This is a genomic window from Pseudomonas sp. GD03903 (assembly GCF_029840045.1).
Classification (GTDB): Bacteria; Pseudomonadota; Gammaproteobacteria; order Pseudomonadales; family Pseudomonadaceae; genus Pseudomonas; species Pseudomonas pseudonitroreducens.
On sequence record NZ_JAOCBT010000013.1, the window covers coordinates 88482 to 110633 of the forward strand.

The window sequence follows — 22152 nt, forward strand, 5'->3', positions numbered from 1 at the left end:
TGGTAGATGTTTGCCTCAGCACCTATCTGGTCGCCGGTCGCCGCAGAGGCGATGCGTTCTGCTGTTGATGATGCCCACCCGACTTTCTGTCGCCCCACGGGTGGTGGCCGGGGCTGCCTCGCCGCGTTCACGGCTAGCTGTTCATGGCGCATGTTGTGAAAGAGCGCGGCTCGGTGGCCTGGCCCAGTGGTGTATTCGTTGGGCGTGCAATCAAAATACAAAACGTATTTTTATCTGTCAATACGAAATGTATTTGACGTGCCACGCAGGCACAAAAAAGCCCGCACTTGGCGGGCTTGGTCAGATCGGTCGGTTACCAGTCCGTTGCTGGATGAGGCCAGGCGAGCTCGATGGTGCCGTCCTGCTGGCGCGTGATCGTCAGCGCATCCTCCTGCGCAAGCTCGTCGAGCAACCGCAACCAGGCCTCCTCGGGTTCGTCAGGCATCCGGCTGATAACGGATCGGCGCGCGAGCTGGGCAGCCGGGGCCAACAGCTGGCGCTGGATGCGGAGGGCCAGGAGTTCATAGGGGGAGGGTGCGTGATACGCGACTGCTTTGCGGGCCATACGGCTCTCCTTGTCTGTATGGATATACAGTATTTGGAGTGCTGGCGCTTTGCAAGCAGGCAAAGAAAAGCCCGGCTCTAGGCCGGGCATTTCGGATTCTGCTTACTTGGGTAAATGCGAAAGGATAGGAACCAGATATTGCTGCACCACCCACCATCCGGCTGCAAACACAGCTACGCCGACGGTAAGGGCGGCGACAGCTGCTTGCGATCGCGTAATCGCCCCGTCGAGCTTGGTCTCGATTTTGCCCAGGCTGACCTTGATCTCAGTGACGCTTTCATTGAGTCGGTCGAACTGCACTTCAAGCCTGTCGAGTTGTTTACCCATTTCTTCCTCCAGCTTCGCCCGTGCTAGGTCGAGACTTTCTTGGCCTAAGACACTGTCGCTATCCAGGATGCTGCGAATTTCATCCATGATCCGCTTGGTATTTTGTATCGCATCTTCAGTTTTTTCTACTGCGGCGGACCAATCCCTTGTTTTTGCGCGGATTCGGCGGACTGACCTTGTCGTCACAATCTTCTTTTCATTGCCGTCTCCACCATCGTTCCCTTTTCTGTCTTCGTCGTCCGTGGCCACTCTGTCTCCTATAGCACGCCGCGCGGCTGTTTAGCGTCGATGACGCGCCCGATCACTTCCCAGGCATCGTCCATCTCGACCTGCTTGAACTCCTTGTTCAGCGGGACCAGGTACTCGCGGCCGCTGTCGTAGATGTACTGCTTGAACGTGGTCTCTCCGTCGCGGTGCTTCGCGATATAGAACTTGCCACTGACCAGGTCAAAGCCTTCCGGCTGGATGAGGACCGGAGTGCCATCGGGGAAGCTGGGTGGGGTCGGAGACGTCATCGACGGGCCCTTGGTGATGAGCCAGTAGCCATGCGGACCCGCGTTCTCTGTCGAGGGAAGCCAATCCTCGGCGTCACCGGGAATGAAGTTGTCCGGCGAGTCGGCGCGCTGACCTGCTGCGACCCAGCTGATCACCGGATAGGTTTGCGGAGTACGGGACGGCTGTAACGCCATCTCGACGTTCTGCAGGCGCTCGGTCGGTAGCTGAACGCCAAGCGGCGGAAGCCCAAGTACCGACAGCATCAGGTTGATGTCGCCCAGGCCGGGCTCACGCCTTCCATTCAGCCAGTGACCTACGGCGCCTTGGGTTTTCCCAATTCGCTCAGCGAGCTTGTCCTGTGTGACGCCCTGTTCGGACATCGCGCCGCGCACGGCAGTAATCCAATCGTTCATGGGCGAGATGCTACAGCCCGTATTAATCCGCGCAACGCACGCCATGTATTAATCCTTGCCAGAGTCAAATACGAAATGTATTTTTGAAAAAGACATCAACCGGAGGACCGCCATGAGCGCCTTGAAAGCCATCCGCAAGCAGGCGGGTGTAACCCAGACCCAGCTCGCCGAGCGTGTTGGCCTCACCCAGGCCGCGATCGGCCATTACGAGACAGGACGTCGTAAACCCGGTCTCAGCGAATGCCGCCGCATCGTCGCAGCGCTTAATGACCTCGGTGCTGAATGCACCCTGGCTGAAGCGTTCCCCGAACCTGAACCTCAGCAGGCGCCTATGCCTGTGCAACTGGCGTCCTGACCATGGCCACGACTCAATTGGACCAGGATCAGACGATCAGGGCCCGCAAGAACTTCGCCATTCTCTTGCAGCGACTTTCCTCGGTCGGCAATGCGCCGGTCGCGGTTGCAGTCGGTTGCGACGAGGCAACGATCAGCCGGATGAAGCCGGAGAAGTTCCAGCAGTTCTGCGAGATCCTCGCAGTGCTGGACCTGAAGATCGTGCCGAAGGGCATGCGCTGCTTCGACGAGCGCGACATCGAGGCGATCCTCTACCAGGCCAAGCGCTGGATGGATCACGTCCAGGGCGTCGACCAGCTCGTGGCCGACTGACGAATGCCGTCGTTCCTGATCAACGACGACGAGCGCGAGGCGCTCCGGGGCTTGCCGATGCTTGCCCGGGAGATCTACGTATTCGGCCTTCGCCCGTTCATGGACTACCGGACAGGTCTTGTCGGCGAGCGCCGCGGTATCTCGTGGAAGTCGATCGCCGAGGAACTGTACGTCGAACCACACCAGGGCATTAAGGGGGGCGAGCCCTCCGAGAAGGAGCTTCGACGCGCTCATGTTTGGCTAGTGAAGCGTGGCCTCTCAAGCGAAAACCACGGGACTCGGAAGCTGATTTTCGAGCTCTTCAGAGCGACACGGGATCAATCCGCCCGAAATAAAGTGGGCAGTAAGTGGGCAGATGAAGCGGGCAGATATGTGGAAGGTCTGGAGCCCAGCAATAACGGTCCTTTCACGGAAGAAGAGGGCAGAGAAGCGGGAGGGGTGGAATGCTCAAAAGTGGGCACACCTCCGGTAACCGGAGATAACCATACCGTACCTACCGCGCGCGACGATTTCGAAACGCCCTCGACTGCTGGCCAGTGGTGCCAGTTCTTCATCCGGGAGCGCCGCTTCCAAATGCACGTCGTCCAGACCGCCAAAACCATGCCGCTCTTCGCTCAGTGGGTAGAGCGCCGCATCAACACCTCGCAAGTACGAACCGCCATGGAGACCGCCGAAGCGAAGCTCGGCGCAGTGCCAGACACCCCGTTGTACTACCGAAACTTCCTCGAACAGCTGCTGCTGGAAACCCAGCGGCTGTCGCTTGCACAGGAGCAGCGCGATGAGCACACCACCGGACAACAAGGACCTTCCCAAGGCCAAGCCGGCCATCATCCCGCCTCGCGCGGATTCCCTCGTCGACAAGGTCCTCTCTCATCCGTCGATCGAGTCAAAGCCAACAACGCCGCCGCAGAAGCTGCCCGACAGGCTGCTGGAGAGACTCTGGCTGAAGATGGCGGAGATGTACGGCCACCGCTGGACGTCGAGTTTTGGCGACAAGGCTGACCCGGAAAGCGTTTGGGCGACGGTCCTGCATGGGCTGACCGGCGTGCAACTGGCTAACGGCCTGGCCGCCCTGGTGAACAAAGGGACCGAATTCGACTGGCCGCCGCCGGCGAACGTCTTTCGCGCCTTGTGCCTGGAAGTGCATGGCATGCCCACCGACGATGAAGCCTGGGAGCAAGCGCTGCGCGGTATCTACGGCCACGAGGCAGTTCGCATCGCCGCCAAGGCCACCGGCACCTGGGACCTGAAGCACGGCAAGTTGACCGACAAGGCCCTGCACAAGGTCTTCTCCCGCAACTACGCCATCGTCAAAGCCCGCGCCGCCATGGGTAAGCCGCTGGACGAGGAAATCCCGAAAGCGATCGCTCACGACGAGAAGACGCCGATGCAGAAGCAGATGGCGCACTCGCACCGCGAGGCACGTGACATGCTCATGGCCCAGGGGCTGCCCAGCGATCCGAAGCAGGCAAGGGCGCTGCTGCTGGCGAAGATGGGGTGCGCCCGTGAACCTGGTAGAGATCGCACTGCTGCTGATCCTGGCCAGCCTCCCGAGCATCGGCTGGCTGCTCGCATTCCTCGATCGGCGCCGCACCGCAGCCTGGGAGGAATACAACCGAGACCGCTTGGCTCGCAAGGCGCAGGTCGAGCGCGATTCGCGGAGGTCGTTGTGATGGACCTTCGCCCCGTGCTGTTCACGGTACCGGGCGAGCCGGTGGGGAAGGGAAGGCCGCGCATCGGTCGCGTCGGCAGCCACGCCCGGATGTTCACGCCGACCAAAACTGTGGCCTACGAAGGCCTGGTAGCCATGGCCGCCCAGGAAGCGCTCGCGGGTCGTTCCCTGATCGCCGGCCCCGTTCTCATCGAGCTTCGGATGTTCCATCCCATTCCCCGGTCTTGGTCGAAGAAGCGCCAAGCCATGGCACTGGTCGGCGAGGTCATGCCCACCGTGAAGTGTGACGCCGACAACTGCCTGAAGGCGGTATGCGACGCGCTCAACGGCGTGGTGTGGAAGGACGATACTCAGGTCGTCAACGTGATGCTGACGAAGCGGTACGCCGAGGTGCCGCGCGTCGAAGTGAAGATTGTTCCGCTGATGGCTGAAGGGGCGCAGAGATGAAGTTCAGGGGTGTGTTCAAGCATGCGGATGGTGGCTTCATCGCCAAGATCGGGCACGAAGGGAAGCAGGTGTATCTCGGCTGGTTCGATGGATTCGAAGCGGCACGGCGGGCTCGGCTGGACGCCGAGGTCCGGCTGTTCGGAGCGGTGTTTGATCGTCGCGAGATTGAGGTGGGCGAGGACCACGCCAAGGTTCCGCTGCATGGCCGCAACGGTGCCTTCTACGGCTACGCCCTGGTCGACCTGGATGACCTGCCGAAGGTGGCTGCGACGGCTTGGACGGTTGACGCCCGCGGCTACGTGGCCGGCAGACCAGAGGGCATGAAGTCCTCGGTGACCATTCACCGTTGGATCATGTTCGGAGATGCGAAGGGAAGCGGGGTGGACCACCGCGACGGCGACAAGCTGAACAATCGCCGGTGCAACCTGCGGGAAGCGACCCAGGGCGAGAACGCCAAGAACACGCGCCTGGCCAAGAACAACTCCAGCGGCTTCAAGGGTGTGTCGAGGACTGCAGAGGGCCGCTGGCGTGCCCGAATCACCGTTGGCCGTAAGGAAGTCAGGCTCGGCAACTTCGACACTCGGGAAGAGGCAGCGGCCGCATACGACCGGGCAGCGCTGCAACTGCACGGTGAGTTCGCATCGCCGAACAGCGAAACGCCGGGCGTGCGAGTGAAAGTCGTCCCTCTGATCGAGGGCGAGCAGTGACTACGGGAAACTACAGGGGAGGGGTGGTATGAAGCTCATCAGCGCACGGCAGGCGTGGCACGACGCCTTCTACGAGAATCGGAGCTCAGTGCTGGCGGTCGCGGCCGACAAGGCTGCGCTGGGCAAGGAGGGCCGGGTGGCCAACGAGACGCACCCTGACCGCAAGGACACCAACGGGCGCAGCGCCCACATGCTGGCGGCCGGGCTGGTGCAGGCTGCAATTCGCACCCTGCCGAAGCCCCTGCAGCACTTCGGGCACACGCTGTACTCGCCGCTGGCGACCGGCGATGACGTGGCAATTGCCCACGGCCTGGTCTGGATCGGCGCCGGCCTCGGACAGCTCACGCAGCGCCAGGGCGAGCGTGCCTACTGGATGGCGCTGGCGGCGATCAACTCGCACAAGCGCGCAGTGAACGGCCGCGACACCCTGGGCCCGGGCGACGTCTGCCTGTTCATCGAGGAGCGCCTGGGCTGCCGTATCGACCCCTGCAACTGGGCGCGGGACTATGCCAGCACCTGGGAGCGGCTGGCGCGCCACGTTGACAGGCTCGATGCGCAGGCGTTGAAGCCGGTGGCGGATGTGGTCGCCAATGAGCAGGGCTGGCGCAAGGGGCCAGGCTGGCGCTGGCTGCAGGAGGATCGTGACGTTGTCGCCGAGCAGCGCGCCGAGCTGTACGCCCAGCGCCGCGAGCAGCTGCAGCAGCGCCTAGTCGAGCGGCTTCGCGGTATGTCCAACCAGCAGTTGGCGGCTTGGGCCGCGCGGATGAAGCGCTACAGCGATGCCTACCGAGCCGAGTGGGCCGATGACATATACGAGCAGCCGGACGTACACCAGCGCTACCACGACCGCGTGGCGGCCTACTGGAGCCAGAAGGAGCGTCTGAAACAGGTCGCTTGACGATTTGAAGAGCTTTCCGATACTGTTTCGCCATCGTGCACAACTACACCCCGCACGAAACAATCATCGAAACCCGGCCCTCGCGCCGGGTTTTTTGTTTTCAGCGGAGGACCAGATGGAACCCACGACCTCCATCGGTATTGGCGCGCTGTTTGCCAAGTACAGCGTGACCATCGCCGGGTTCTGGGGCTCCATCCTCTCGCTCGGCTTCCTGAAGGACCTGACGCGGTTGCAGGCCGCTCTGGCGGTCTTCACCGGCCTCGGGTGCTCCACCTACTGGACTCAGCCAGTCGCTGGCTGGCTCTCCCGGACCTACATCATCCCCCTGGATGACCCCTTCCTCGCCGGCGTCGCCTTCACCATTGGCCTGCTGGCCATGAACGTGATCCCCGGCATGAAAGCCTTTGCGGAGCGCTTCCTGACGCCCCGAGGTGCCTGACCATGATGAACTCGATCCTCATGGGCTTGGACGCCGTGCTGTGCATTCTGGTGGTACTGGCCGCGCTGGAGTTCCTGCGCGCCGTCCACCTGTTCGAGCATCCAATCCTGAGCCTGTCGTTCTACCTGGTCGCCATCGGAGCCTTCGGCTTGCTGGTCGAGCTGGCCAAAGGCTACTGGGTAAGCCCCTGGGCGGTGGTGATGCACCTCGGCATCGTCAGCTACGCCTGGTCGCGCCGGAAGCAGATATTCCGCGCTGACTGGTCCTGGGATGGCGTAGATCGCCGGCGACAGCACCGATAAGAGAGATTCCCCATGGCGCTCACCAACAAGCAGCGCCGCTTCGTCGAGGAGTACCTCGTCGACCTCAACGCGACGCAAGCAGCGATCCGTGCAGGGTACAGCGAGCGGCGCGCCTCCGAGATCGGCTACCAGAACCTGCGCAAGCCTGAAATCGCCGCAGCGGTTGAGGCCGCGATGCAAGCGCGTGCAAGCCGGACTGAAATCGATGCGGACTACGTGCTGCGCCGGATGGTCGAGATCGACCAGATGGACGTCCTGGACATCATGACGGACGACATGCAGCTGAAACCCGTCAGTCAGTGGCCCAAGGTCTGGCGCCAGTACCTGAGCGGCTTCGACCTGGCCGAAATGTTCGAAGGCCGCGGCGACGACCGCGAGATGGTCGGCCTGCTGAAGAAGATCAAGTGGCCGGACAAGGTGAAGAACCTGGAGCTGCTTGGCCGCCACTTCGGCATGTTCACGGACAACGTGGCGCTGAGCGGCAAGGGCGGAGGCCCCATCCAGTCGGTCACGGCGGTCACCGACCCGCAGGAGGCCGCGAAGATATACCAGCAACTGATGAGTTCCTGATGCCTATCCCGTTCCCCTTCGACTTCCGCAAGCCGGACTACGTCGAGGTGTTCGAGTGGCGCGCGGAGCGTCTGCTGCGGATTCGGCGTGATCCGAGTGTGTTGCCGGCGCTGAAGCTGTTCTACCGGGACAACCCGGCCCAGTTCATCATCGATTGGGGCATGACCTTCGACCCGCGCAACGTCGAGCGCGGTCTGCCGGCGATGATCCCCTTCCTGCTGTTCCCGAAGCAGGAGGAGTGGGTCGAGTGGTTCATGGCGCGTTGGAAGGCGCAGGAGCCAGGGATCACCGAGAAGACCCGTGACATGGGCATGTCATGGCTCACCGTCGGCCTGGCCGATACGGTATGCCTGTTCCACCACGGCGTGGTGGTCGGCTTCGGCTCCCGCAAGGAGGAGTACGTCGACAAGATTGGCTCCCCCAAGAGCTTGTTCTGGAAGGCTCGCGAGTTCATGCGCCTGCTGCCGTCGGAGTTCCGCGGCGGCTGGGAAGCCGGCAAGCACGCCCCGCACATGCGCATCATGTTCCCTGGCACCGATTCGGTGATCACCGGCGAGTCCGGCGATGGCATCGGCCGGGGCGACCGCTCCAGCTTCTACATCGTCGACGAATCGGCCTTCCTTGAGCGCCCGCAGCTGGTCGACGCATCTCTGTCGGCAACCACCAACTGCCGCCAGGACATCTCGACGCCCAACGGCATGGGCAACTCCTTCGCCCAGCGCCGGCACAGCGGGAAGATCAAGGTCTTCACCTTCCACTGGCGCGACGACCCGCGCAAGGATGAGGCCTGGTACGCGAAGCAGGTCAGCGAGCTTGACCCCGTCGTCGTGGCCCAAGAAATCGATATCAACTACTCGGCCTCGGTCGAGGGCGTTGTCATCCCGTCCGCCTGGGTGCAGGCCGCCATCGGGGCGCACATCAAGCTCGGCGTGCAGCCGACCGGCATGCGCCGTGGCGCCATGGACGTTGCGGACGAGGGGGCGGACAAGAACGCCTTCGCTGGCCGCCACGGCTTCCTGCTCGACTTCCTCGAATCGTGGTCCGGTAAGGGCGGCGACATCTACGGCTCAGTGGTGCGTGGCTTCGCGATTTGCGAAGCACGGGACTATGAGGGCTTCGACTACGACGCCGATGGCCTCGGTGCCGGCGTGCGCGGCGATGCCAGGGTGATCAACGAAGCGCGCCACGAGGAAGGCAAGCGCCGCATAGATGACTCTCCATTCCGCGGCTCCGGCCCCGTGTTCGACCCTGAAGGCGAGATGGTCAAAGAGCGGAAGAACAAGGACTTCTTCGCGAACGCCAAGGCTCAGGCCTGGTGGGCGCTCCGGATGCGGTTCCAGGCGACCTACCGCGCCGTGGTCGAGGGCATGGACTTCGACCCCGACGACATCATCAGCATCGACCCATCGCTCTCCGAGCTGGCGCCGCTGACGATGGAGCTTTCCCAGCCGACCTACACGATCAACCAGGTGGGCAAGATCGTGATCGACAAGGCCCCCGAGGGCACGAAATCGCCGAACCTCGCTGACGCAGTGATGATCTGCTACCAGCCGGCAACCCGAGCATTGGACATCTGGAACAGGCTGGCAGGCTGATGAGCAAGAAGAACGCACGGCAACAGCAGCGCCTGGCAGCCAAGGTGACCCACGACACCGACCGGGCCCGCAAGTCGTTCGTCACCCGCGACAGCTTCGAGAACTTCGCCGCGCGCGTCGGCCTGCAGGCCAACAACCAGAACGCCGCTTCGCACTACACCTTCGACCTGGTCAGCCGCAACCGCGTGCAGATGGAGGCGGTCTACCGCTCCAGTTGGATTGCCGGCATGGCCGTGGACCTGGTGGCGCAGGACATGACCCGATCCGGTATTGAGCTGGTGTCGGACATGGAGCCCGAGGACAAGGACAAGCTGAACCAGGCGCTGGAGCGCCTGCAGGTCTGGAACCAGCTGTGCGACAACGTGAAGTGGTCGCGCCTCTACGGCGGCTCGATCGCCGTGATGCTGATCGATGGCCAGGACGTCAGCACGCCGCTGCGGCTGGACACGATCACCAAGGGCCAGTTCAAGGGACTGCTGGTGCTTGACCGCTGGCTGGTGCAGCCGTCGCTGGAGAACCTCGTCACCGAACTGGGACCGAACCTCGGCAAGCCGAAGTTCTACACCGTGGTGGCCGATGCCCAGGCGCTGATCAACCAGAAGATCCACTACACCCGCGTGATCCGCCTGGAAGGCGTCCAGCTCCCGTACTGGCAGCGCATCGCCGAGAACGGCTGGGGCCAATCGGTGCTGGAGCGGCTGTGGGATCGCCTGATCGCATTCGACAGCACCAGCTCTGGCTCCGCGCAGCTCGTCTACAAGGCGCACCTGCGGACCTACAAGGTCGAGAAGCTTCGCGAGATCATCGCGATGGGCGGCAAGACCTTCGAGGCCTTCGTCAAGCAGATGGAAATGATCCGTCTGTACCAGTCCAACGAGGGGCTCACCCTCATGGATGCGTCCGACGAGTTCGAGGCGCACCAGTACAGCTTCTCCGGCCTGGCCGAGCTGATGCTGAGCTTTGGCGAGCAGATCTCCGGCGCGCTGCAGATTCCGCTGGTTCGCCTGTTCGGTCAGTCCCCTGGCGGCCTGAACAGCGCCGGTGACAGTGACCTGCGCACCTACTACGACAACGTAGCGGCCTGGCAGGACAGAGACCTGCGTCCGGGCGTGACCACGCTGCTGGAAGTGGTGGCGCGCTCTGTGCTGGGTAAGGAAATGCCCGAGGGCTGGGACTTCCAGTTCCGCCCGCTCTGGCAGCTCACCGACACCGAGAAGGCGGACATCGGTAGCAAGGACACCTCGTCGATCGTCGAGGCCTACGACGCCGGGATCATCAGCCGGGCGACGGCGCTGAAGGAAATGCGCCAGTCCAGCCAGACCACCGGCCTCTGGTCGAACATCACCGACGAGGACATCAAGGAAGCGGAGAACGACCCGCCACCTGGTGCCGAGACCTTGGGCCTGCCTGATGCGAACGATCGATCGGAAAAAGAAATCTCGGAATCCGGTCAGGACCAGCCGGGCGGAGCGTGAGTACCAGCGCAGCCTGACCCAGGTGGCGCGGCAAGTCGGCTCGATCATCAACGGCTTCCCGCCGGGTGATCCTGCCGCCGACCCGACCATCAGCCAGATCCTGCGCCGGTACGCCGACGCGCTGAATGATTGGGCCATCGCCAAGGGCGGCCGGATGATCGCCGACGTGAACCAGCAGGACCGCAAGGCCTGGGCTGCGCGCACCGAGGAGATGTCGAAGGCGCTGCGGGACGAGATCCTGCACGCCGACACCGGCGCTGTGATGCGCGGGCTGCTCGCAGAGCAGGTGACGCTGATTAAGAGCATCCCTCTCGAAGCTGCCCAGCGCGTGCACACGCTGACCATTCAGGGCATCGAGGACGCCACCAGGTCGAACGAGATCGCCAAGGAGATTCAGCGCTCCGGCGAGGTCGCCACCAGCCGCGCGCAGTTGATCGCCCGTACCGAGGTATCGCGCACCGCTGCGACGCTGACCGAGGCGCGCGCGAAGGCAACCGGCAGCGAGGGCTACATCTGGCGCACCGCTCACGACGGCACCGTGCGCAGCTCCCACAAGGACATGGCTGGGAAGTTCGTGCTCTGGTCCGACCCGCCCACCCTGGACAAGCTCACCGGCCACGCCGGATGCCTGCCGAACTGCAGGTGCTGGCCTGAGCCAGTAATCCCCGAATGACACCCGCCGCCTGGCGGGCTTTTTGTGAGTGCACACCATGCAGGTAAGGACGCAAGACGACGCCGGCCGCTGGTTCACGCCCGAGACTCTGAGCGCTCGCCAGCGGATGACGCCGGAAGGGTTCCTGCTGTGTGAGGCGGTTCCCATCGCGCGCACCGGCACGCTGATCTACGACGAGAGCGAAATCCCGGTAGAGGGCGGCCCGGGCGGCCTGGTGACTATCGAGCGCAACGCCGACGAGGTGTTCCGCCCCGAGACGATGGCCAGCTTCGAAGGAAAGCCGGTGACGCTCTCGCACCCCGACGAGTTCGTGACCCCGGCGAACTGGAAAGAGCTCACGGTTGGCATCACCCAGAACGTGCGACGCGGCGCCGACGTCGAGTCAGACCTGGTGCTGGCGGACCTGCTCATCACCGATGCCGCTGCTATCGCTTTGGTGCGCAGCGACAACGACCCCAACAGCGAACGTTTGCGGCAGGTCTCCTGCGGCTACGACGCGGACTATGAACAGCTGGCTCCCGGCCGAGGGCGTCAGACCAACATCGTGGGCAACCACGTAGCACTGGTAGAGCGTGGCCGCTGTGGCCCGCGCTGCGCAATCGGAGACTCCGACACCATGAGCAAGACCAAGAAACGCAGCTTCGCCGATCGCCTGCGCGCGGCCTTCATGTCCAAGGACGCCGAGGCAGCCGAAGAGCTGGCGAAGGAAGCCGAAACCGCTGATGAGGAAGAGAGCGAGGAGGAGAAGGAGTCGGGCAAAACCGGCGACGCAGCCTCCAAGCTGATCCTCAAAGAGCTCCGCGCCCTGTCGGCCCGTGTCGGCGACATGGAAGCGAAGATGGAAGAGAAGACCGAGGACGATGACGAAGAGGACTCCGAAGAGACTACTGACGACGTCCTCGAAGCCGAGAAGGCCAAGGAAAACCCCGAGGCTGGCGGCGAGACCTACACCGGTGACAGCGCCGCGCTGACCGACCTTCGCTCCCGCGCCGAGATCCTAGTTCCGGGCATCACCTTCGGCACCCGCGACGGCAAGGTGAAGGTCGCCGACCACATCTGCAGCTGCCAGCGCCAGGCGCTGACCAAGGCGATGGCCAATGACGACGGCAAGGCCGTGGTCGAGCCGTTCCTGTTCGGCCGTGCCCTGGACAAGCTGACCGCCGACCAGGTGGCCGCCGCCTTCAACGGTGCGAGCGAACTGGCCAAGGTCCGCAACAACGACAAGGCTGCGCGCACTGCTTCCGCCACTCGTGACTTCGGCAAGACCAAATCGATCGCCGATATCAACGCCGCAAACCGCAAGCACTGGCAGGGCCAGGGCAACAACTGAGGACCACCCGATGAGCAACGCATTCCTGTACCGCATGCCGGCGGGCATTCCGGGTGATGTCACCCGTGCCAGCCAATCCACCATCGAACCGGTATTCCTGAACCCGTCGCTGCCGTTCACCGGCTTCGGCCTGTTCGGGAAAATCGCCAGCGAGAAGTTCGTGCCCTTCGGCGCGGGCGACACCGCCGGCGTCGAGTACGGCCTGCTGGTTCGTCCGTACCCGATCACCGGCGGCTCCGGTTCCGACCCGCTCGGCACCTCCACGCCGCCCACCAAAGGCGTCGCCGATGTTCTGCGCCGCGGCTACATGACCGTGAAGCTGAACGCCGGCACCGCCGCGAAGGACGGACAGGTGTATGTCCGCGTGGCCGCCGCTGCCGCCGGAAAGCCGATCGGTGGCATCGAGGCTGCGGCCGACTCCACCAACACCGTGGCGATCACCACCGCAACCTTCATGGGCCCGGCGGATGCCTCTGGCAACGTCGAAATCGCCTACAACATCTGACGGAGATAGCTCGATGAGCAACCTGATCCTGCCGCGCGCTATCAAACGTGCGCACACCCGCGACTCGATGATGACTTTCGACGCGGCAACCATCGACTCCACCGGCGTGTTCCTGATCGGTGAACTGGAGCGCCTGGACCAGAACCTGCACGGCCCGTTGGCGTCCGTGACCTGGTCGCGTGACATCCAACTCCGCGAGGACGTGTCGATCGCGGACGAGATGTCCAGCTTCACCAACAGCACCTTCGCTGCCGTGGGAGGTACCAGTCCGAACGGCAAGGCCTGGATCGGCAAGGACTCCAGTTCCATCGCCTCTCTGGCGCTGGACATCGGCAAGACCGCGAGCCCGCTGACCCTATGGGGCATGGAGCTGTCGTGGACCCTGCCGGAACTGGCTTCTGCCCAGCAGCTGGGCCGCCCGGTGGACTCCCAGAAGTTCAGCGGCATGCAGCTCAAGCACAACATGGACACCGATGAGCAGGTGTACATCGGTGATGCCGACCTGGGCGTAACCGGGCTGGTGAACGCCGCAACTGTCACCAACGTCAGCAACGCGGTCACCGGCAACTGGCTTACCGCCACTCCGGCGCAGATCCTGGCCGACGTGAACGACCTGCTGAACAGCGTGTGGGCCGCTTCTGGCTTCTCCATCTGCCCCAGCGAACTGCGCCTGGACCCGGTCAACTACAGCCGCCTGGTGAGCCGCATCGTCTCCGACGCCGGTAACATCTCGGTGCTGGAGTTCCTGCGCGTCAACAGCCTGTCAAACTCCATCAATGGCCGCCCGCTGAACATCCAGCCGCTGAAGTGGCTCACCAACCGCGGCACCAGCAACACCAACCGCATGATGGCCTACACCAACGAGCAGGATCGCGTCCGCTTCCCGCTGGTGCCGCTGCAACGTACCCCGCTCGAGTACCGCGGAATCCGCCAGATCACCACCTACTACGGCCGCCTGGGCGTGGTGGAAGTGGTCTACCCGGAGACCATCGGCTACCGCGACGGCATCTGAGGAGAGCATCATGGCCAAGCGCAACGTGCTCAAGGCGTTCAAACTGAACACCCCGGAAGGCATCATCGACTTTGCGACCGGCACTCAGGACATCGAGGACAAGCACCTCGACCACTGGTTCGTTCAGGCGCATCTCGAGCCGATCAAGGAAAAAGCCAAGGTGGACCCAGATGCCGAGGCCAAGGCCAAAGCGGAGGCGGAAGCCAAAGCTAAGGCTGAAGCCGAGGCGAAAGAAAAAGCCGATGCCGAGGCCAAGGCCAAAGCGGAGGCGGAAGCCAACAAGAAGGCCTAATCCATGGACGCCACCAAGTTCCGCCAGGACTTCCCCGAGTTCACCGACCCCGTGAAATACCCGGATTCGGCGGTGAATCTCTGGCTGGACTTGGCCAGCATGACGCTCCCAGCTGACCGCTGGTGCGACTACCTGGACATCGGCATGGAGCTGTTCGCGGCGCACAACCTGGCGCTGGCAGCCGGTAACCAGGCAACGGCCGCGGTTGGTGGTGTGCCTGGGCAAGTGAAGGGCCCGCTCACCAGCAAGGCAGTCGACAAGGTCAGCGCCGGCTACGACAGCGGCGCGGCGACCCTGGAAGATGGTGGATTCTTCAACCTGACCACATACGGCATCCAGTTCCTGCAGCTGGCCCGGATGGTGGGTACAGGGGGCATCCAGCTGTGACGCTCAAGGTCACGAAGGACACCGTCGGGCAGGTGCTGGCCTCGATCCAGCGCCTTGTCGGGCAGGAGGTCCTCGTCGGCATACCGGCCAGCAAGGCCGAGCGCAGCGATGAAGACCCTCAGCCAATGAACAACGCCCAGCTGGGCTACGTGCACGAGAACGGCTCGCCGGCACAGAACATTCCGGCGCGACCCTTCCTGATCCCTGGCGTCGAAGACACCCAGGAGAGCTATACCAGCCACCTGCAGAAGGCAGTGACCGCTGCCTTGAACGGCGACAACACCAAGGTGCAGACGGAGCTGAACGCCGCCGGCCTGGTCGCATCTTCTGGCGCGCGCCACAAGATCACCACGGGCGACTTCGAGCCCTTGTCACCTGCAACCGTCCGTAACCGGCGGAAGAACCGCAGCACCAAGTCAATGCGGGCGGCCGAGAAGAAATACCTGGAACTGATCGCGAACGGTGCCACGCCGGAGCAGGCCCAGGACGAGGCGGGCATCCGGCCGCTGATCAATACCGGCCAGCTTCGCAACTCGCTCACCTACGTCATCCGCAAGAAGGAATAGCCCTGTGGCCCAGCTCGACGTCACTGAAATCCTCCTCGATCCGGATTTCATGGACATGGGGTTGGTCTGCAAGCGCTCAGCCCAGACCGTTGGTGACAACGGCCGGGCGACCAATGCCGTGACCTCCACGCCTTTTGCTGGAGTGGTCACCAGCGACAAGGGCGACATCCTCGAACGGATCGCTGGCGGCGAGCGCAAGAAAGGCTCCATCACTATCCACACGATGTTCCGGCTCACGGCCGGCAGCGGCGAGGAGATCATCGCCGACGTCGTCACCTGGCAGGGCCGCGACTACACCGTGGCCAACGTCAACGACTACAGCCACTTCGGTCGCGGCTTCGTAGCCGCCTCCTGCGACCTCCTACCCCTGGCGGGATAACCCATGGCGAACACCTCAGCATCCGGCGGGTACCTGACGCCGGCGGGCATTCCTACGCCCGCAGACGAGGCGCTGGAGGACATCCTGCAGCCGATGGTGGTCGGGATCACTGGCCTACCGGGCAAGATGGTCCGCCCGCGCTGGCAGCCGGGAAACCCCAAGCAGCCCGAGCCGAACACCAACTGGTGTGCGATCGGCGTGATGCACACCAAGCAGGACGCCAACCCGGCGATCGAGCACGACGGCACCGGAGACGGCGCCGACCAGTACCAGCGCCACCAGGACGTGATCCTGCTGGCCACCTTCTACGGGCCCAACGCCCAGGCCTATGGCCAGCTGCTGAGCGACGGCATGTACGTTCCGCAGAACGGCGAGGCGCTACGAGCGCTGAACATGGCCTTCGTCGAGGCAGGCGAGCTGATCGCCGCGCCAGACCTGATCAACCAACAGTGGGTCCGCCGCTACGACCTGCGCATCCGGCTTCGCCGGAAGATCGAACGCACCTACCCGGTGCTCAACATCCTGTCCGCTGATACCCCCGTCATCACCGGCTGACTCCATCGGAGAACTCAATGCAAACTCTCGCCGTTTCGGACGTGGTGAGCGTCCAGGTCGTCATGTCTCCCAAGGCGGCAGCCACCCGAGACTTCGGTGCGCTGCTGATCCTCGGCTCATCGCCGGTGGTCGACGTTAACGAGCGCATCCGCCAGTACACCAGCCTGGATGGCGTAGTGGCCGATTTCGGCACTGCCGCGCCCGAGTACCTGGCCGCGAACCTTTACTACAGCCAGTCGCCGCAGCCTGAAACGCTGTTCGTCGGTCGCTGGGCGAAGGCTGCGACCTCCGCCCTGTTAAAGGGCGGAGCGCTGTCCGAGGCCCAGCAGGACCTGGCGAACTTCACAGCGGTGACCACCGGCGGCATGAAGATCACCATCGACGGCACCCTGAAGACCCTCAGCGCCGTGGACCTTTCGGCCGTCACCAATCTGAACGGCGTTGCCTCGGCCGTGACCGCGAAGCTGGGCGCCTCTGGCGTCTGCGTCTGGAATGCGACCTTCGACCGCTTCGAGATCACCAGCAACACCACCGGTGCCACCTCGACCATCACCTACGCCGAAGCACCGACCTCGGGTACCGATATCTCGGCGCTGCTCGGCCTGGTGACTGGCGTAGCTTCGGCCCCGGTGAACGGCGTCGCCGCCGAGTCGCTGGTGGATGCTGTTACTGATATCGCCGGCATGTCGAATGCCTGGTACGGCCTGCTGGTCGCTGACTCGACCCTGAGCGAGAGCGACGTGCTGGCGGTGGCTGCCTTCATCGAGGGATCCGGGCAGTCGCGCATCTTCGGCTACACCACCCAGAACCCGCTGGCGCTGGACGGAACCAGCACCACAGACATCGTGGCGAAGCTGAAGGCCGCGAACTACAAACGCACTTTCGACCAGTTCTCCAGTAGCAGCCCGTATGCCGCGGCCTCGATCTTCGGCCGGGCGTTCACCGTGAATTTCCAGGGCAACAACACGACCATCACCCTGAAGTTCAAGCAAGAGCCGGGCGTCACCGCCGAGGGCCTAAACGAGACTCAGGCCGCCGCGCTGAAGGCAAAGAACTGCAACGTCTTCGTCAACTACAGCAACGACACCGCCATCATCCAGGAAGGCGTGATGGCGAACGGTTACTTCTTCGACGAAGTGCACGGCCTGGACTGGCTGCAGAACGACCTGCAGACCGCCGTATACAACCTGCTGTACACCAGCACCACCAAGATTCCACAGACCGACCAGGGCGTTAACCGCATCGTCACCACCATCTGCCAGCGCTTGGACCAGGCTGTAGCGAACGGTCTGGTGGCGCCTGGCCAATGGAACGGCCCTGAGTTCGGTGCACTGAAGACCGGCCAGTTCCTGAGCACCGGCTACTACGTCTACGCACCGCCGGTGGCGACCCAGTCGCAGGCCGATCGTGAGGCGCGGAAGGCCCCTGTCATCCAGGTGGCGGTCAAGCTGGCCGGCGCCGTCCACTTCGTCGACGTCATCGTCAACGTCAACCGCTGATCGGAGCGCACTGAATGAGCACCTACAGCTTTATCGATGTCAACGCGACCCTGGTTGGTGCCGGGGCCGTGATCGACCTGGGCGCCGGCTCCGCGAACGCGGAAGAGGGCATCTCCATCGTTGCGGCAGCCGACAAGAACACCATGCTGATCGGCGCCGACGGGGAAGGCATGCACTCCCTGCACGCTGACAAGTCCGGCCAGGTAACCGTTCGCCTGCTCAAGACTTCGCCGAAGAACGCCCAACTGATGGCCCTCTATGACGCCCAGTCGCTAAGCTCTTCGGCATGGGGCAACAACGTCATCACCGTCACCAACTCGGCCAACGGCGACACCACTGTTGCGCGCTACTGCGCCTTCAAGAAGCGCCCGGACCTGAACTACCGGAAGGATGGCGACATCGTCGAGTGGACCTTCGACTCGACCAAGATCGACGGCATCCTGGGGACCTACTGATGGCTGAGTTCAGCGTAAACGGCCAGAGCTACCGCAGTGCCAAGATCGACGCCATGCGACAGTTCCACCTGTCCCGCAAGCTTGCGCCGATCATCCCGACCTTGATTCCAGTCTTCCTGCAGCTTGCCGAGACCACGAAGGCGTCCGGAAAACCGCTGAGCGGCGATGATATGTCCTCGCTCTCCGGTCTGCTTGAGCCCTTCGCCGAGGGCATCGCCAGCATGTCCGATGAGCACGCCGAGTACATCCTCGGCACCTGCATGTCGGTGGTACAGCGTCAGCAGGGTACGGCCTGGATGACGGTGTGGAACGGCGGGCAGAAGGTCTGCATGTTCGATGACATCGACGCAGGAGCGATGATCCAGATCGGGTTCCAGGTGATCCGGGAGTCCCTCGGCCCTTTTATCTCCGGGCTCCTCTCGACATCGATGCTCCAGACGGGCCAGCGATAGAGCTATCCAGGCTGCCTGATGGCGAGGACTGGCTGCTGTCCCCGGTGGGAGAGGGGATGTGCAGGTACGAGTCCTTGCTTGACGGAACCCTGGGGCTGCACGACATCGCCCTTATGAACGACTACCTCCTCATGCGCGCACAGAACAATGCGCGCATGCGCAAGGCGATGGAGAACCAGTAGATGTCCGACGTGATCAAGGAATTCCTGGTCGGTCTCGGGTTCAAGGTCGACGAGAAGGGGCTGAAGACATTCACCAAATCGATCGACGGCGCCACCACTGCGGTCACTCGGCTTGTGACCACCCTGGCTGGGGCGTCTCTGACTGTAGCAGCGGGTGTATCGGCCTTCGCCTCGAACCTTGAGGACCTGTATTTCGCGTCGCAGCGCATCGGCTCCTCGGCGAATAGCATCAAGGCCGCCGAGTATGCAGCACGCGACCTCGGGGCAACGGCCAATGAGCTGCGTGGATCGCTGGAAGGTCTCGCTCGCTTCCTGCGAGATAACCCAGGTGGCGAGGGCTTCCTACAGAGCCTGGGTGTCGAAACCCGCGACATCAACGGGAACATCAAAGACACGACGGATCTGCTGTCCGGTCTCGGCCAGCAGCTGCGGAGCATGCCGTGGTACCAGGCGCGCCAGTACGCCTCGGTCCTTGGCATCGACGAAAACACGCTCCGGGCGATCATCAACGGTGACTTCGCTCGGAAGGTCGAGCAGAACAGGAAGACCCTCGCCGGTAGCGGACTTGACCAGGCAACCAAGGACGCTCATGCGTTCATGGAGCAACTGCGGGACGTCGGCCTGCAGTTCGAGAACATGTCGATCCAGGTGCAGGCGCAACTGATGCACCGGCTCGGCCCTGAGCTGGAGAAGTTCGCCACCTGGTTCGAGAAGAACAGCCCGATGATCGCCTCGCGCATCGTCGATGTCATCGAAAAGCTGCTGCAGCTTGCCCAGGACTCAGGGCCTTATCTCCAGAGCATCTATGAGTTCTTCGTCAAACTGGACGAAGCAACGGATGGGTGGAGCACCAAGATCATCGTCCTGCTCGGCCTGATGAAAGCTCTTGGCCTGACGTCCGTCGTCACGGGCATTCTGAATCTGGCGGCGGCGTTCTTCAGACTCGGCACTGGTATCGGCTCTGCCGCCGCTGCAGCTGCGGCCCCTGCGCTGACCTCGCTGCTGGGAACCGCGGCGGTGGGCGCTGGCGCTTTGCTCTACTCCTCGTCGCTCAACGATGGGGAGGACGAAGAGGTGCGCGCACGGAAGCGCGCCGAAGATGATGCTGCCGGTGATTTGCGTGGGGGCACCGGCATGGCGGCCCGCGTCACCAACTTCTTCGAAGGTCTGGGGTGGACCAAGGAGCAGGCAGCCGGGATCTCGGCGAACCTGTCGGCCGAGTCCAGCTTCGACGCTACTGCTGTCGGCGATGGCGGACAGGCTTATGGCGTTGCGCAATGGCACCCGGATCGCCAAGACGCATTCCGCCGATGGGCTGGTAAGGACATTCGGCAGTCGACGCTCGAGGAGCAACTGCGCTTTGTTCACCACGAGCTGACGCAGGGCAACGAGAAGCGTGCTGGCGACCTGCTCCGGCTGGCGAAGTCAGCAGGCCAGGCTGGGAGTGTCGTTTCCCGTCATTATGAACGTCCGGCAGATAAGGACGGGGAGGCTGCAAAGCGCTCCGTCAGTGCCGAGAAAATCCTGGCGGCTACTCAGCAGATCGCCGATAGAGCTGACCTTGACCGGGCGTTACTGGCTGAGCAAGCGAAGGCGCAGCAGCCTGTTGTGGTGCAGATGGACTCTGCTGAACAGGCTGATTTCGAGCGCGCCAGGCTGGCGGCCCAGGCTGATGATGCTGCTCAGGCTCTGATCCGGGCCAACGCCGCATCCCAGTTCGACTCTCGATCTCCGGATCGCCTCGCGGCTCAGGCGGCAATGGCTCGGCCTGCTCAAGGAAATCAGGTGGTGATCCACCAGAAGACGGACGTGAATGTGAGCGGAAGCGCTGACCCAGCATCCACGGGGCAGGCAGTGGCCGGCGCTCAGGGCCGCGTGAACGAGGAGCTCGTCCGTAACATGACCTCAGCGGTGAACTGAAATGCCCAACTTCGCAGGCCTGATCTCGATCGACCCGAAGCGCTCCATCGGGCCCATCACCGCGATGGTCACCCTGGAGGAGCTCGGGACCGACAACCTGCAGATCACCGAGCACCCAGTGGAGCTCGGCGCCAACATCAACGACCACGCCTTCAAGCAGCCCTCCGAGGTAGTGATTCGCTGCGGATGGAGTAACTCCAGCCTGGGCAATCTCTTCTCGGGGTTGCGCCAGGCGGTTTCGTCCATCTTCGGTGGTTCCGCCTTCGGATCAGACTACGTCTCAGGCGTATACAACCAGTTGCTGGCGCTGCAGGAGTCGCGAATCCCGTTCGATGTGTCGACCGGGAAGCGGACCTATCAGAACATGCTGATGCGCAGCCTGGCGCTGACGACGGACCCAACAACCGAATACGCCCTGATGTGCACGGTGGTCTGCCGGCAGGTGATCATCGTGCAGACCCAGGCGACAACGCTGCCGCCGCGCGATGCTCAGGCGAACCCGCAAGGTACCGGCGAAGTGTCGAACATGGGGTCCAAGCAAACGGCCCAAGCCTTCCCAGCGCCTGGCGGCTGGCTGCCTCCGAACGGAACAGGGTGACCAATGGCTAACTTCGAGATTCCCCTGAGCCCAGAAGGGCAGCGCTTCAGCATCACCCTCAGCGGTGTCGAGTATCAGCTACGTGTGCAGTGGCGGAACGCCGAGGAAGCTGGCTGGGTTCTGGACATGGCTGATGCCGGCGGCACGCCCATCATCAACGGAATTCCACTGGTGACGGGATGCAACCTGCTGGCTGCCTACGCGCACTTGGGGTTCACGGCGGCGCTGTGGGTGCAGACGACCGCGGACCCTGATGCGGTGCCCAGTTTCGAAAACCTGGGCATTGGCTCGCATCTCTATTGGAGTGTTCCAGATTAGGATCTAGCGCTTGGAATCCCATCCCTTAACCACCCCTTCATCAAGGGTGACCCGAAGCCCGAACCTGTTCGAGCCTTGGTGATAGTACTTCCAAACCTCTCGCGTCTTAGTCTTGAGATATTTGTGATCTTTGGCGGCGGGCTTCCCAAGAGCATCGATTAGCTGTTCAGCGCTCATGCCATCCCAAATTACACGGCTCATTATTTTCTTGACGACTTGAATATCGCCATATTTGCGCATGAGTTCGGACTGTCGTGATAGACGCGAAAGTTCCTTGATGGCGACATATCCAACAAGAATCACAGCTCCAATTCCGATCACTATTGGCCATGCTCCTGCCTCGGTGATCTTTTTGTATGCAAATACCGGAGCAATTAAAACAACAGCGGCTATCACTAGTGCGCCATCGCCTTTAGATGATCTGCGGCCCATTCAATATTCCCTTTGATATTCTGAGT

The 22152-nt window shown here is 63.0% G+C and carries 30 protein-coding genes; 26 read left to right on the plus strand and 4 right to left on the minus strand.

Going from position 1 to position 22152, the window contains the following annotated elements; genetic code table 11:
- Positions 1-313 precede the first annotated feature (313 nt).
- The 3 genes from N5C91_RS20325 to N5C91_RS20335 form a co-directional block, all read right to left on the minus strand.
- Positions 314-565 carry a DUF1654 domain-containing protein gene (locus N5C91_RS20325; RefSeq protein ID WP_279831567.1) on the minus strand — a complete coding sequence of 84 codons (252 nt, stop codon included), beginning with the start codon at positions 563-565 and terminating at the stop codon, positions 314-316.
- A 102-nt stretch (positions 566-667) separates the two neighbouring features.
- Positions 668-1141, minus strand: a complete 474-nt coding sequence (locus N5C91_RS20330) for a hypothetical protein (protein WP_279831568.1) — start codon at positions 1139-1141, stop codon at positions 668-670.
- 8 nt (positions 1142-1149) lie between these two features.
- The gene (locus N5C91_RS20335; RefSeq protein ID WP_279831569.1) at positions 1150-1800 is read right to left on the minus strand and encodes a LexA family transcriptional regulator; all 651 of its coding nucleotides are present in this window, start codon (positions 1798-1800) and stop codon (positions 1150-1152) included.
- A gap of 112 nt (positions 1801-1912) precedes the next feature.
- Here N5C91_RS20335 and N5C91_RS20340 point away from each other — a divergent pair, with 112 nt between their 5' ends.
- The 26 genes from N5C91_RS20340 to N5C91_RS20465 all read left to right on the plus strand — a co-directional run bounded on the left by N5C91_RS20340 (position 1913) and on the right by N5C91_RS20465 (position 21694).
- On the plus strand, positions 1913-2155 hold the full coding sequence (locus N5C91_RS20340) for a helix-turn-helix transcriptional regulator (protein WP_024765186.1): 243 nt from the start codon (positions 1913-1915) through the stop codon (positions 2153-2155).
- 2 nt (positions 2156-2157) lie between these two features.
- Complete coding sequence (locus N5C91_RS20345) at positions 2158-2466, plus strand: CII family transcriptional regulator (RefSeq protein ID WP_024765187.1); 309 nt, start codon at positions 2158-2160, stop codon at positions 2464-2466.
- Positions 2467-2469: 3 nt separating this feature from the next.
- Positions 2470-3468 carry a hypothetical protein gene (locus N5C91_RS20350; protein WP_279831572.1) on the plus strand — a complete coding sequence of 333 codons (999 nt, stop codon included), beginning with the start codon at positions 2470-2472 and terminating at the stop codon, positions 3466-3468.
- Between the two features lie 667 nt (positions 3469-4135).
- On the plus strand, positions 4136-4585 hold the full coding sequence (locus tag N5C91_RS20355) for a RusA family crossover junction endodeoxyribonuclease (RefSeq protein ID WP_279831674.1): 450 nt from the start codon (positions 4136-4138) through the stop codon (positions 4583-4585).
- Positions 4582-5292 (plus strand): AP2 domain-containing protein, encoded by a 711-nt coding sequence (locus N5C91_RS20360; RefSeq protein WP_279831573.1) that lies wholly within the window; start codon positions 4582-4584, stop codon positions 5290-5292. The genes N5C91_RS20355 and N5C91_RS20360 overlap by 4 nt, the downstream gene beginning before the upstream one ends.
- Positions 5293-5320: 28 nt before the next feature.
- Entirely contained in the window at positions 5321-6190 is an 870-nt protein-coding gene (locus N5C91_RS20365) for a hypothetical protein (protein ID WP_279831575.1), read from the plus strand.
- Positions 6191-6305: 115 nt separating this feature from the next.
- Positions 6306-6629, plus strand: coding sequence for a peptidase M48, Ste24p (locus tag N5C91_RS20370; protein ID WP_279831576.1), 324 nt, complete (start codon positions 6306-6308; stop codon positions 6627-6629).
- A 2-nt stretch (positions 6630-6631) separates the two neighbouring features.
- The gene (locus N5C91_RS20375) at positions 6632-6931 is read left to right on the plus strand and encodes a hypothetical protein (protein WP_081754108.1); all 300 of its coding nucleotides are present in this window, start codon (positions 6632-6634) and stop codon (positions 6929-6931) included.
- A gap of 12 nt (positions 6932-6943) precedes the next feature.
- Entirely contained in the window at positions 6944-7501 is a 558-nt protein-coding gene (locus tag N5C91_RS20380; RefSeq protein ID WP_279831581.1) for a terminase small subunit, read from the plus strand.
- The gene (locus N5C91_RS20385) at positions 7501-9096 is read left to right on the plus strand and encodes a hypothetical protein (protein ID WP_279831583.1); all 1596 of its coding nucleotides are present in this window, start codon (positions 7501-7503) and stop codon (positions 9094-9096) included. The genes N5C91_RS20380 and N5C91_RS20385 overlap by 1 nt, the downstream gene beginning before the upstream one ends.
- Positions 9096-10571, plus strand: coding sequence for a DUF1073 domain-containing protein (locus N5C91_RS20390; RefSeq protein WP_279831585.1), 1476 nt, complete (start codon positions 9096-9098; stop codon positions 10569-10571). The genes N5C91_RS20385 and N5C91_RS20390 overlap by 1 nt, the downstream gene beginning before the upstream one ends.
- A complete protein-coding gene (locus N5C91_RS20395) occupies positions 10507-11244 on the plus strand; it encodes a phage minor head protein (RefSeq protein WP_279831587.1) in 738 nt (245 codons plus the stop codon). The genes N5C91_RS20390 and N5C91_RS20395 overlap by 65 nt, the downstream gene beginning before the upstream one ends.
- A gap of 37 nt (positions 11245-11281) precedes the next feature.
- Positions 11282-12574, plus strand: a complete 1293-nt coding sequence (locus N5C91_RS20400; protein WP_279831589.1) for a DUF2213 domain-containing protein — start codon at positions 11282-11284, stop codon at positions 12572-12574.
- 10 nt (positions 12575-12584) lie between these two features.
- Positions 12585-13079, plus strand: a complete 495-nt coding sequence (locus N5C91_RS20405) for a hypothetical protein (RefSeq protein ID WP_279831591.1) — start codon at positions 12585-12587, stop codon at positions 13077-13079.
- A 13-nt stretch (positions 13080-13092) separates the two neighbouring features.
- Complete coding sequence (locus tag N5C91_RS20410; RefSeq protein ID WP_279831594.1) at positions 13093-14091, plus strand: DUF2184 domain-containing protein; 999 nt, start codon at positions 13093-13095, stop codon at positions 14089-14091.
- Between the two features lie 10 nt (positions 14092-14101).
- On the plus strand, positions 14102-14383 hold the full coding sequence (locus tag N5C91_RS20415; protein WP_279831596.1) for a hypothetical protein: 282 nt from the start codon (positions 14102-14104) through the stop codon (positions 14381-14383).
- A 3-nt stretch (positions 14384-14386) separates the two neighbouring features.
- Positions 14387-14770 carry a DUF4054 domain-containing protein gene (locus N5C91_RS20420; RefSeq protein WP_279831598.1) on the plus strand — a complete coding sequence of 128 codons (384 nt, stop codon included), beginning with the start codon at positions 14387-14389 and terminating at the stop codon, positions 14768-14770.
- On the plus strand, positions 14767-15336 hold the full coding sequence (locus N5C91_RS20425) for a hypothetical protein (RefSeq protein WP_279831599.1): 570 nt from the start codon (positions 14767-14769) through the stop codon (positions 15334-15336). The genes N5C91_RS20420 and N5C91_RS20425 overlap by 4 nt, the downstream gene beginning before the upstream one ends.
- Before the next feature lie 4 nt (positions 15337-15340).
- Positions 15341-15715 carry a hypothetical protein gene (locus N5C91_RS20430; RefSeq protein WP_279831600.1) on the plus strand — a complete coding sequence of 125 codons (375 nt, stop codon included), beginning with the start codon at positions 15341-15343 and terminating at the stop codon, positions 15713-15715.
- Positions 15716-15718: 3 nt separating this feature from the next.
- Positions 15719-16270: a hypothetical protein gene (locus N5C91_RS20435; RefSeq protein ID WP_279831601.1), complete on the plus strand. Its 552-nt coding sequence runs from the start codon at positions 15719-15721 to the stop codon at positions 16268-16270.
- A 17-nt stretch (positions 16271-16287) separates the two neighbouring features.
- Positions 16288-17769 carry a DUF3383 domain-containing protein gene (locus N5C91_RS20440; protein WP_279831603.1) on the plus strand — a complete coding sequence of 494 codons (1482 nt, stop codon included), beginning with the start codon at positions 16288-16290 and terminating at the stop codon, positions 17767-17769.
- 14 nt (positions 17770-17783) lie between these two features.
- The gene (locus N5C91_RS20445) at positions 17784-18224 is read left to right on the plus strand and encodes a phage protein (RefSeq protein ID WP_279831604.1); all 441 of its coding nucleotides are present in this window, start codon (positions 17784-17786) and stop codon (positions 18222-18224) included.
- Entirely contained in the window at positions 18224-18676 is a 453-nt protein-coding gene (locus N5C91_RS20450) for a phage tail assembly chaperone (protein WP_279831605.1), read from the plus strand. The genes N5C91_RS20445 and N5C91_RS20450 overlap by 1 nt, the downstream gene beginning before the upstream one ends.
- A 182-nt stretch (positions 18677-18858) precedes the next feature.
- Entirely contained in the window at positions 18859-20778 is a 1920-nt protein-coding gene (locus tag N5C91_RS20455) for a phage tail tip lysozyme (RefSeq protein ID WP_279831607.1), read from the plus strand.
- A gap of 1 nt (position 20779) precedes the next feature.
- Positions 20780-21376, plus strand: a complete 597-nt coding sequence (locus tag N5C91_RS20460; protein WP_279831609.1) for a phage baseplate protein — start codon at positions 20780-20782, stop codon at positions 21374-21376.
- A gap of 3 nt (positions 21377-21379) precedes the next feature.
- Positions 21380-21694: a hypothetical protein gene (locus tag N5C91_RS20465; RefSeq protein ID WP_279831611.1), complete on the plus strand. Its 315-nt coding sequence runs from the start codon at positions 21380-21382 to the stop codon at positions 21692-21694.
- 3 nt (positions 21695-21697) lie between these two features.
- On the opposite strand, the gene N5C91_RS20470 is transcribed toward N5C91_RS20465, so the two are convergent.
- On the minus strand, positions 21698-22126 hold the full coding sequence (locus N5C91_RS20470; RefSeq protein ID WP_279831613.1) for a hypothetical protein: 429 nt from the start codon (positions 22124-22126) through the stop codon (positions 21698-21700).
- Positions 22127-22152: the final 26 nt, after the last annotated feature.

Excerpts from the sequence above, each read along its gene's own strand:
- N5C91_RS20375 (WP_081754108.1), top strand. The coding sequence starts at position 6,632 with ATGATGAACTCGATCCTCATGGGCTTGGACGCCGTGCTGTGCATTCTG.
- N5C91_RS20350 (WP_279831572.1), top strand. The coding sequence starts at position 2,470 with ATGCCGTCGTTCCTGATCAACGACGACGAGCGCGAGGCGCTCCGGGGC.
- N5C91_RS20420 (WP_279831598.1), top strand. The coding sequence starts at position 14,387 with ATGGACGCCACCAAGTTCCGCCAGGACTTCCCCGAGTTCACCGACCCC.
- N5C91_RS20405 (WP_279831591.1), top strand. The coding sequence starts at position 12,585 with ATGAGCAACGCATTCCTGTACCGCATGCCGGCGGGCATTCCGGGTGAT.
- N5C91_RS20465 (WP_279831611.1), top strand. The coding sequence starts at position 21,380 with ATGGCTAACTTCGAGATTCCCCTGAGCCCAGAAGGGCAGCGCTTCAGC.
- N5C91_RS20345 (WP_024765187.1), top strand. The coding sequence starts at position 2,158 with ATGGCCACGACTCAATTGGACCAGGATCAGACGATCAGGGCCCGCAAG.
- N5C91_RS20395 (WP_279831587.1), top strand. The coding sequence starts at position 10,507 with ATGCGAACGATCGATCGGAAAAAGAAATCTCGGAATCCGGTCAGGACC.
- N5C91_RS20460 (WP_279831609.1), top strand. The coding sequence starts at position 20,780 with ATGCCCAACTTCGCAGGCCTGATCTCGATCGACCCGAAGCGCTCCATC.
- N5C91_RS20335 (WP_279831569.1), bottom strand. The coding sequence starts at position 1,800 with ATGAACGATTGGATTACTGCCGTGCGCGGCGCGATGTCCGAACAGGGC.
- N5C91_RS20325 (WP_279831567.1), bottom strand. The coding sequence starts at position 565 with ATGGCCCGCAAAGCAGTCGCGTATCACGCACCCTCCCCCTATGAACTC.
- N5C91_RS20415 (WP_279831596.1), top strand. The coding sequence starts at position 14,102 with ATGGCCAAGCGCAACGTGCTCAAGGCGTTCAAACTGAACACCCCGGAA.
- N5C91_RS20360 (WP_279831573.1), top strand. The coding sequence starts at position 4,582 with ATGAAGTTCAGGGGTGTGTTCAAGCATGCGGATGGTGGCTTCATCGCC.
- N5C91_RS20470 (WP_279831613.1), bottom strand. The coding sequence starts at position 22,126 with ATGGGCCGCAGATCATCTAAAGGCGATGGCGCACTAGTGATAGCCGCT.
- N5C91_RS20340 (WP_024765186.1), top strand. The coding sequence starts at position 1,913 with ATGAGCGCCTTGAAAGCCATCCGCAAGCAGGCGGGTGTAACCCAGACC.
- N5C91_RS20435 (WP_279831601.1), top strand. The coding sequence starts at position 15,719 with ATGGCGAACACCTCAGCATCCGGCGGGTACCTGACGCCGGCGGGCATT.
- N5C91_RS20380 (WP_279831581.1), top strand. The coding sequence starts at position 6,944 with ATGGCGCTCACCAACAAGCAGCGCCGCTTCGTCGAGGAGTACCTCGTC.
- N5C91_RS20400 (WP_279831589.1), top strand. The coding sequence starts at position 11,282 with ATGCAGGTAAGGACGCAAGACGACGCCGGCCGCTGGTTCACGCCCGAG.
- N5C91_RS20450 (WP_279831605.1), top strand. The coding sequence starts at position 18,224 with ATGGCTGAGTTCAGCGTAAACGGCCAGAGCTACCGCAGTGCCAAGATC.
- N5C91_RS20440 (WP_279831603.1), top strand. The coding sequence starts at position 16,288 with ATGCAAACTCTCGCCGTTTCGGACGTGGTGAGCGTCCAGGTCGTCATG.
- N5C91_RS20410 (WP_279831594.1), top strand. The coding sequence starts at position 13,093 with ATGAGCAACCTGATCCTGCCGCGCGCTATCAAACGTGCGCACACCCGC.
- N5C91_RS20370 (WP_279831576.1), top strand. The coding sequence starts at position 6,306 with ATGGAACCCACGACCTCCATCGGTATTGGCGCGCTGTTTGCCAAGTAC.
- N5C91_RS20390 (WP_279831585.1), top strand. The coding sequence starts at position 9,096 with ATGAGCAAGAAGAACGCACGGCAACAGCAGCGCCTGGCAGCCAAGGTG.
- N5C91_RS20385 (WP_279831583.1), top strand. The coding sequence starts at position 7,501 with ATGCCTATCCCGTTCCCCTTCGACTTCCGCAAGCCGGACTACGTCGAG.
- N5C91_RS20365 (WP_279831575.1), top strand. The coding sequence starts at position 5,321 with ATGAAGCTCATCAGCGCACGGCAGGCGTGGCACGACGCCTTCTACGAG.
- N5C91_RS20455 (WP_279831607.1), top strand. The coding sequence starts at position 18,859 with ATGTCCGACGTGATCAAGGAATTCCTGGTCGGTCTCGGGTTCAAGGTC.
- N5C91_RS20445 (WP_279831604.1), top strand. The coding sequence starts at position 17,784 with ATGAGCACCTACAGCTTTATCGATGTCAACGCGACCCTGGTTGGTGCC.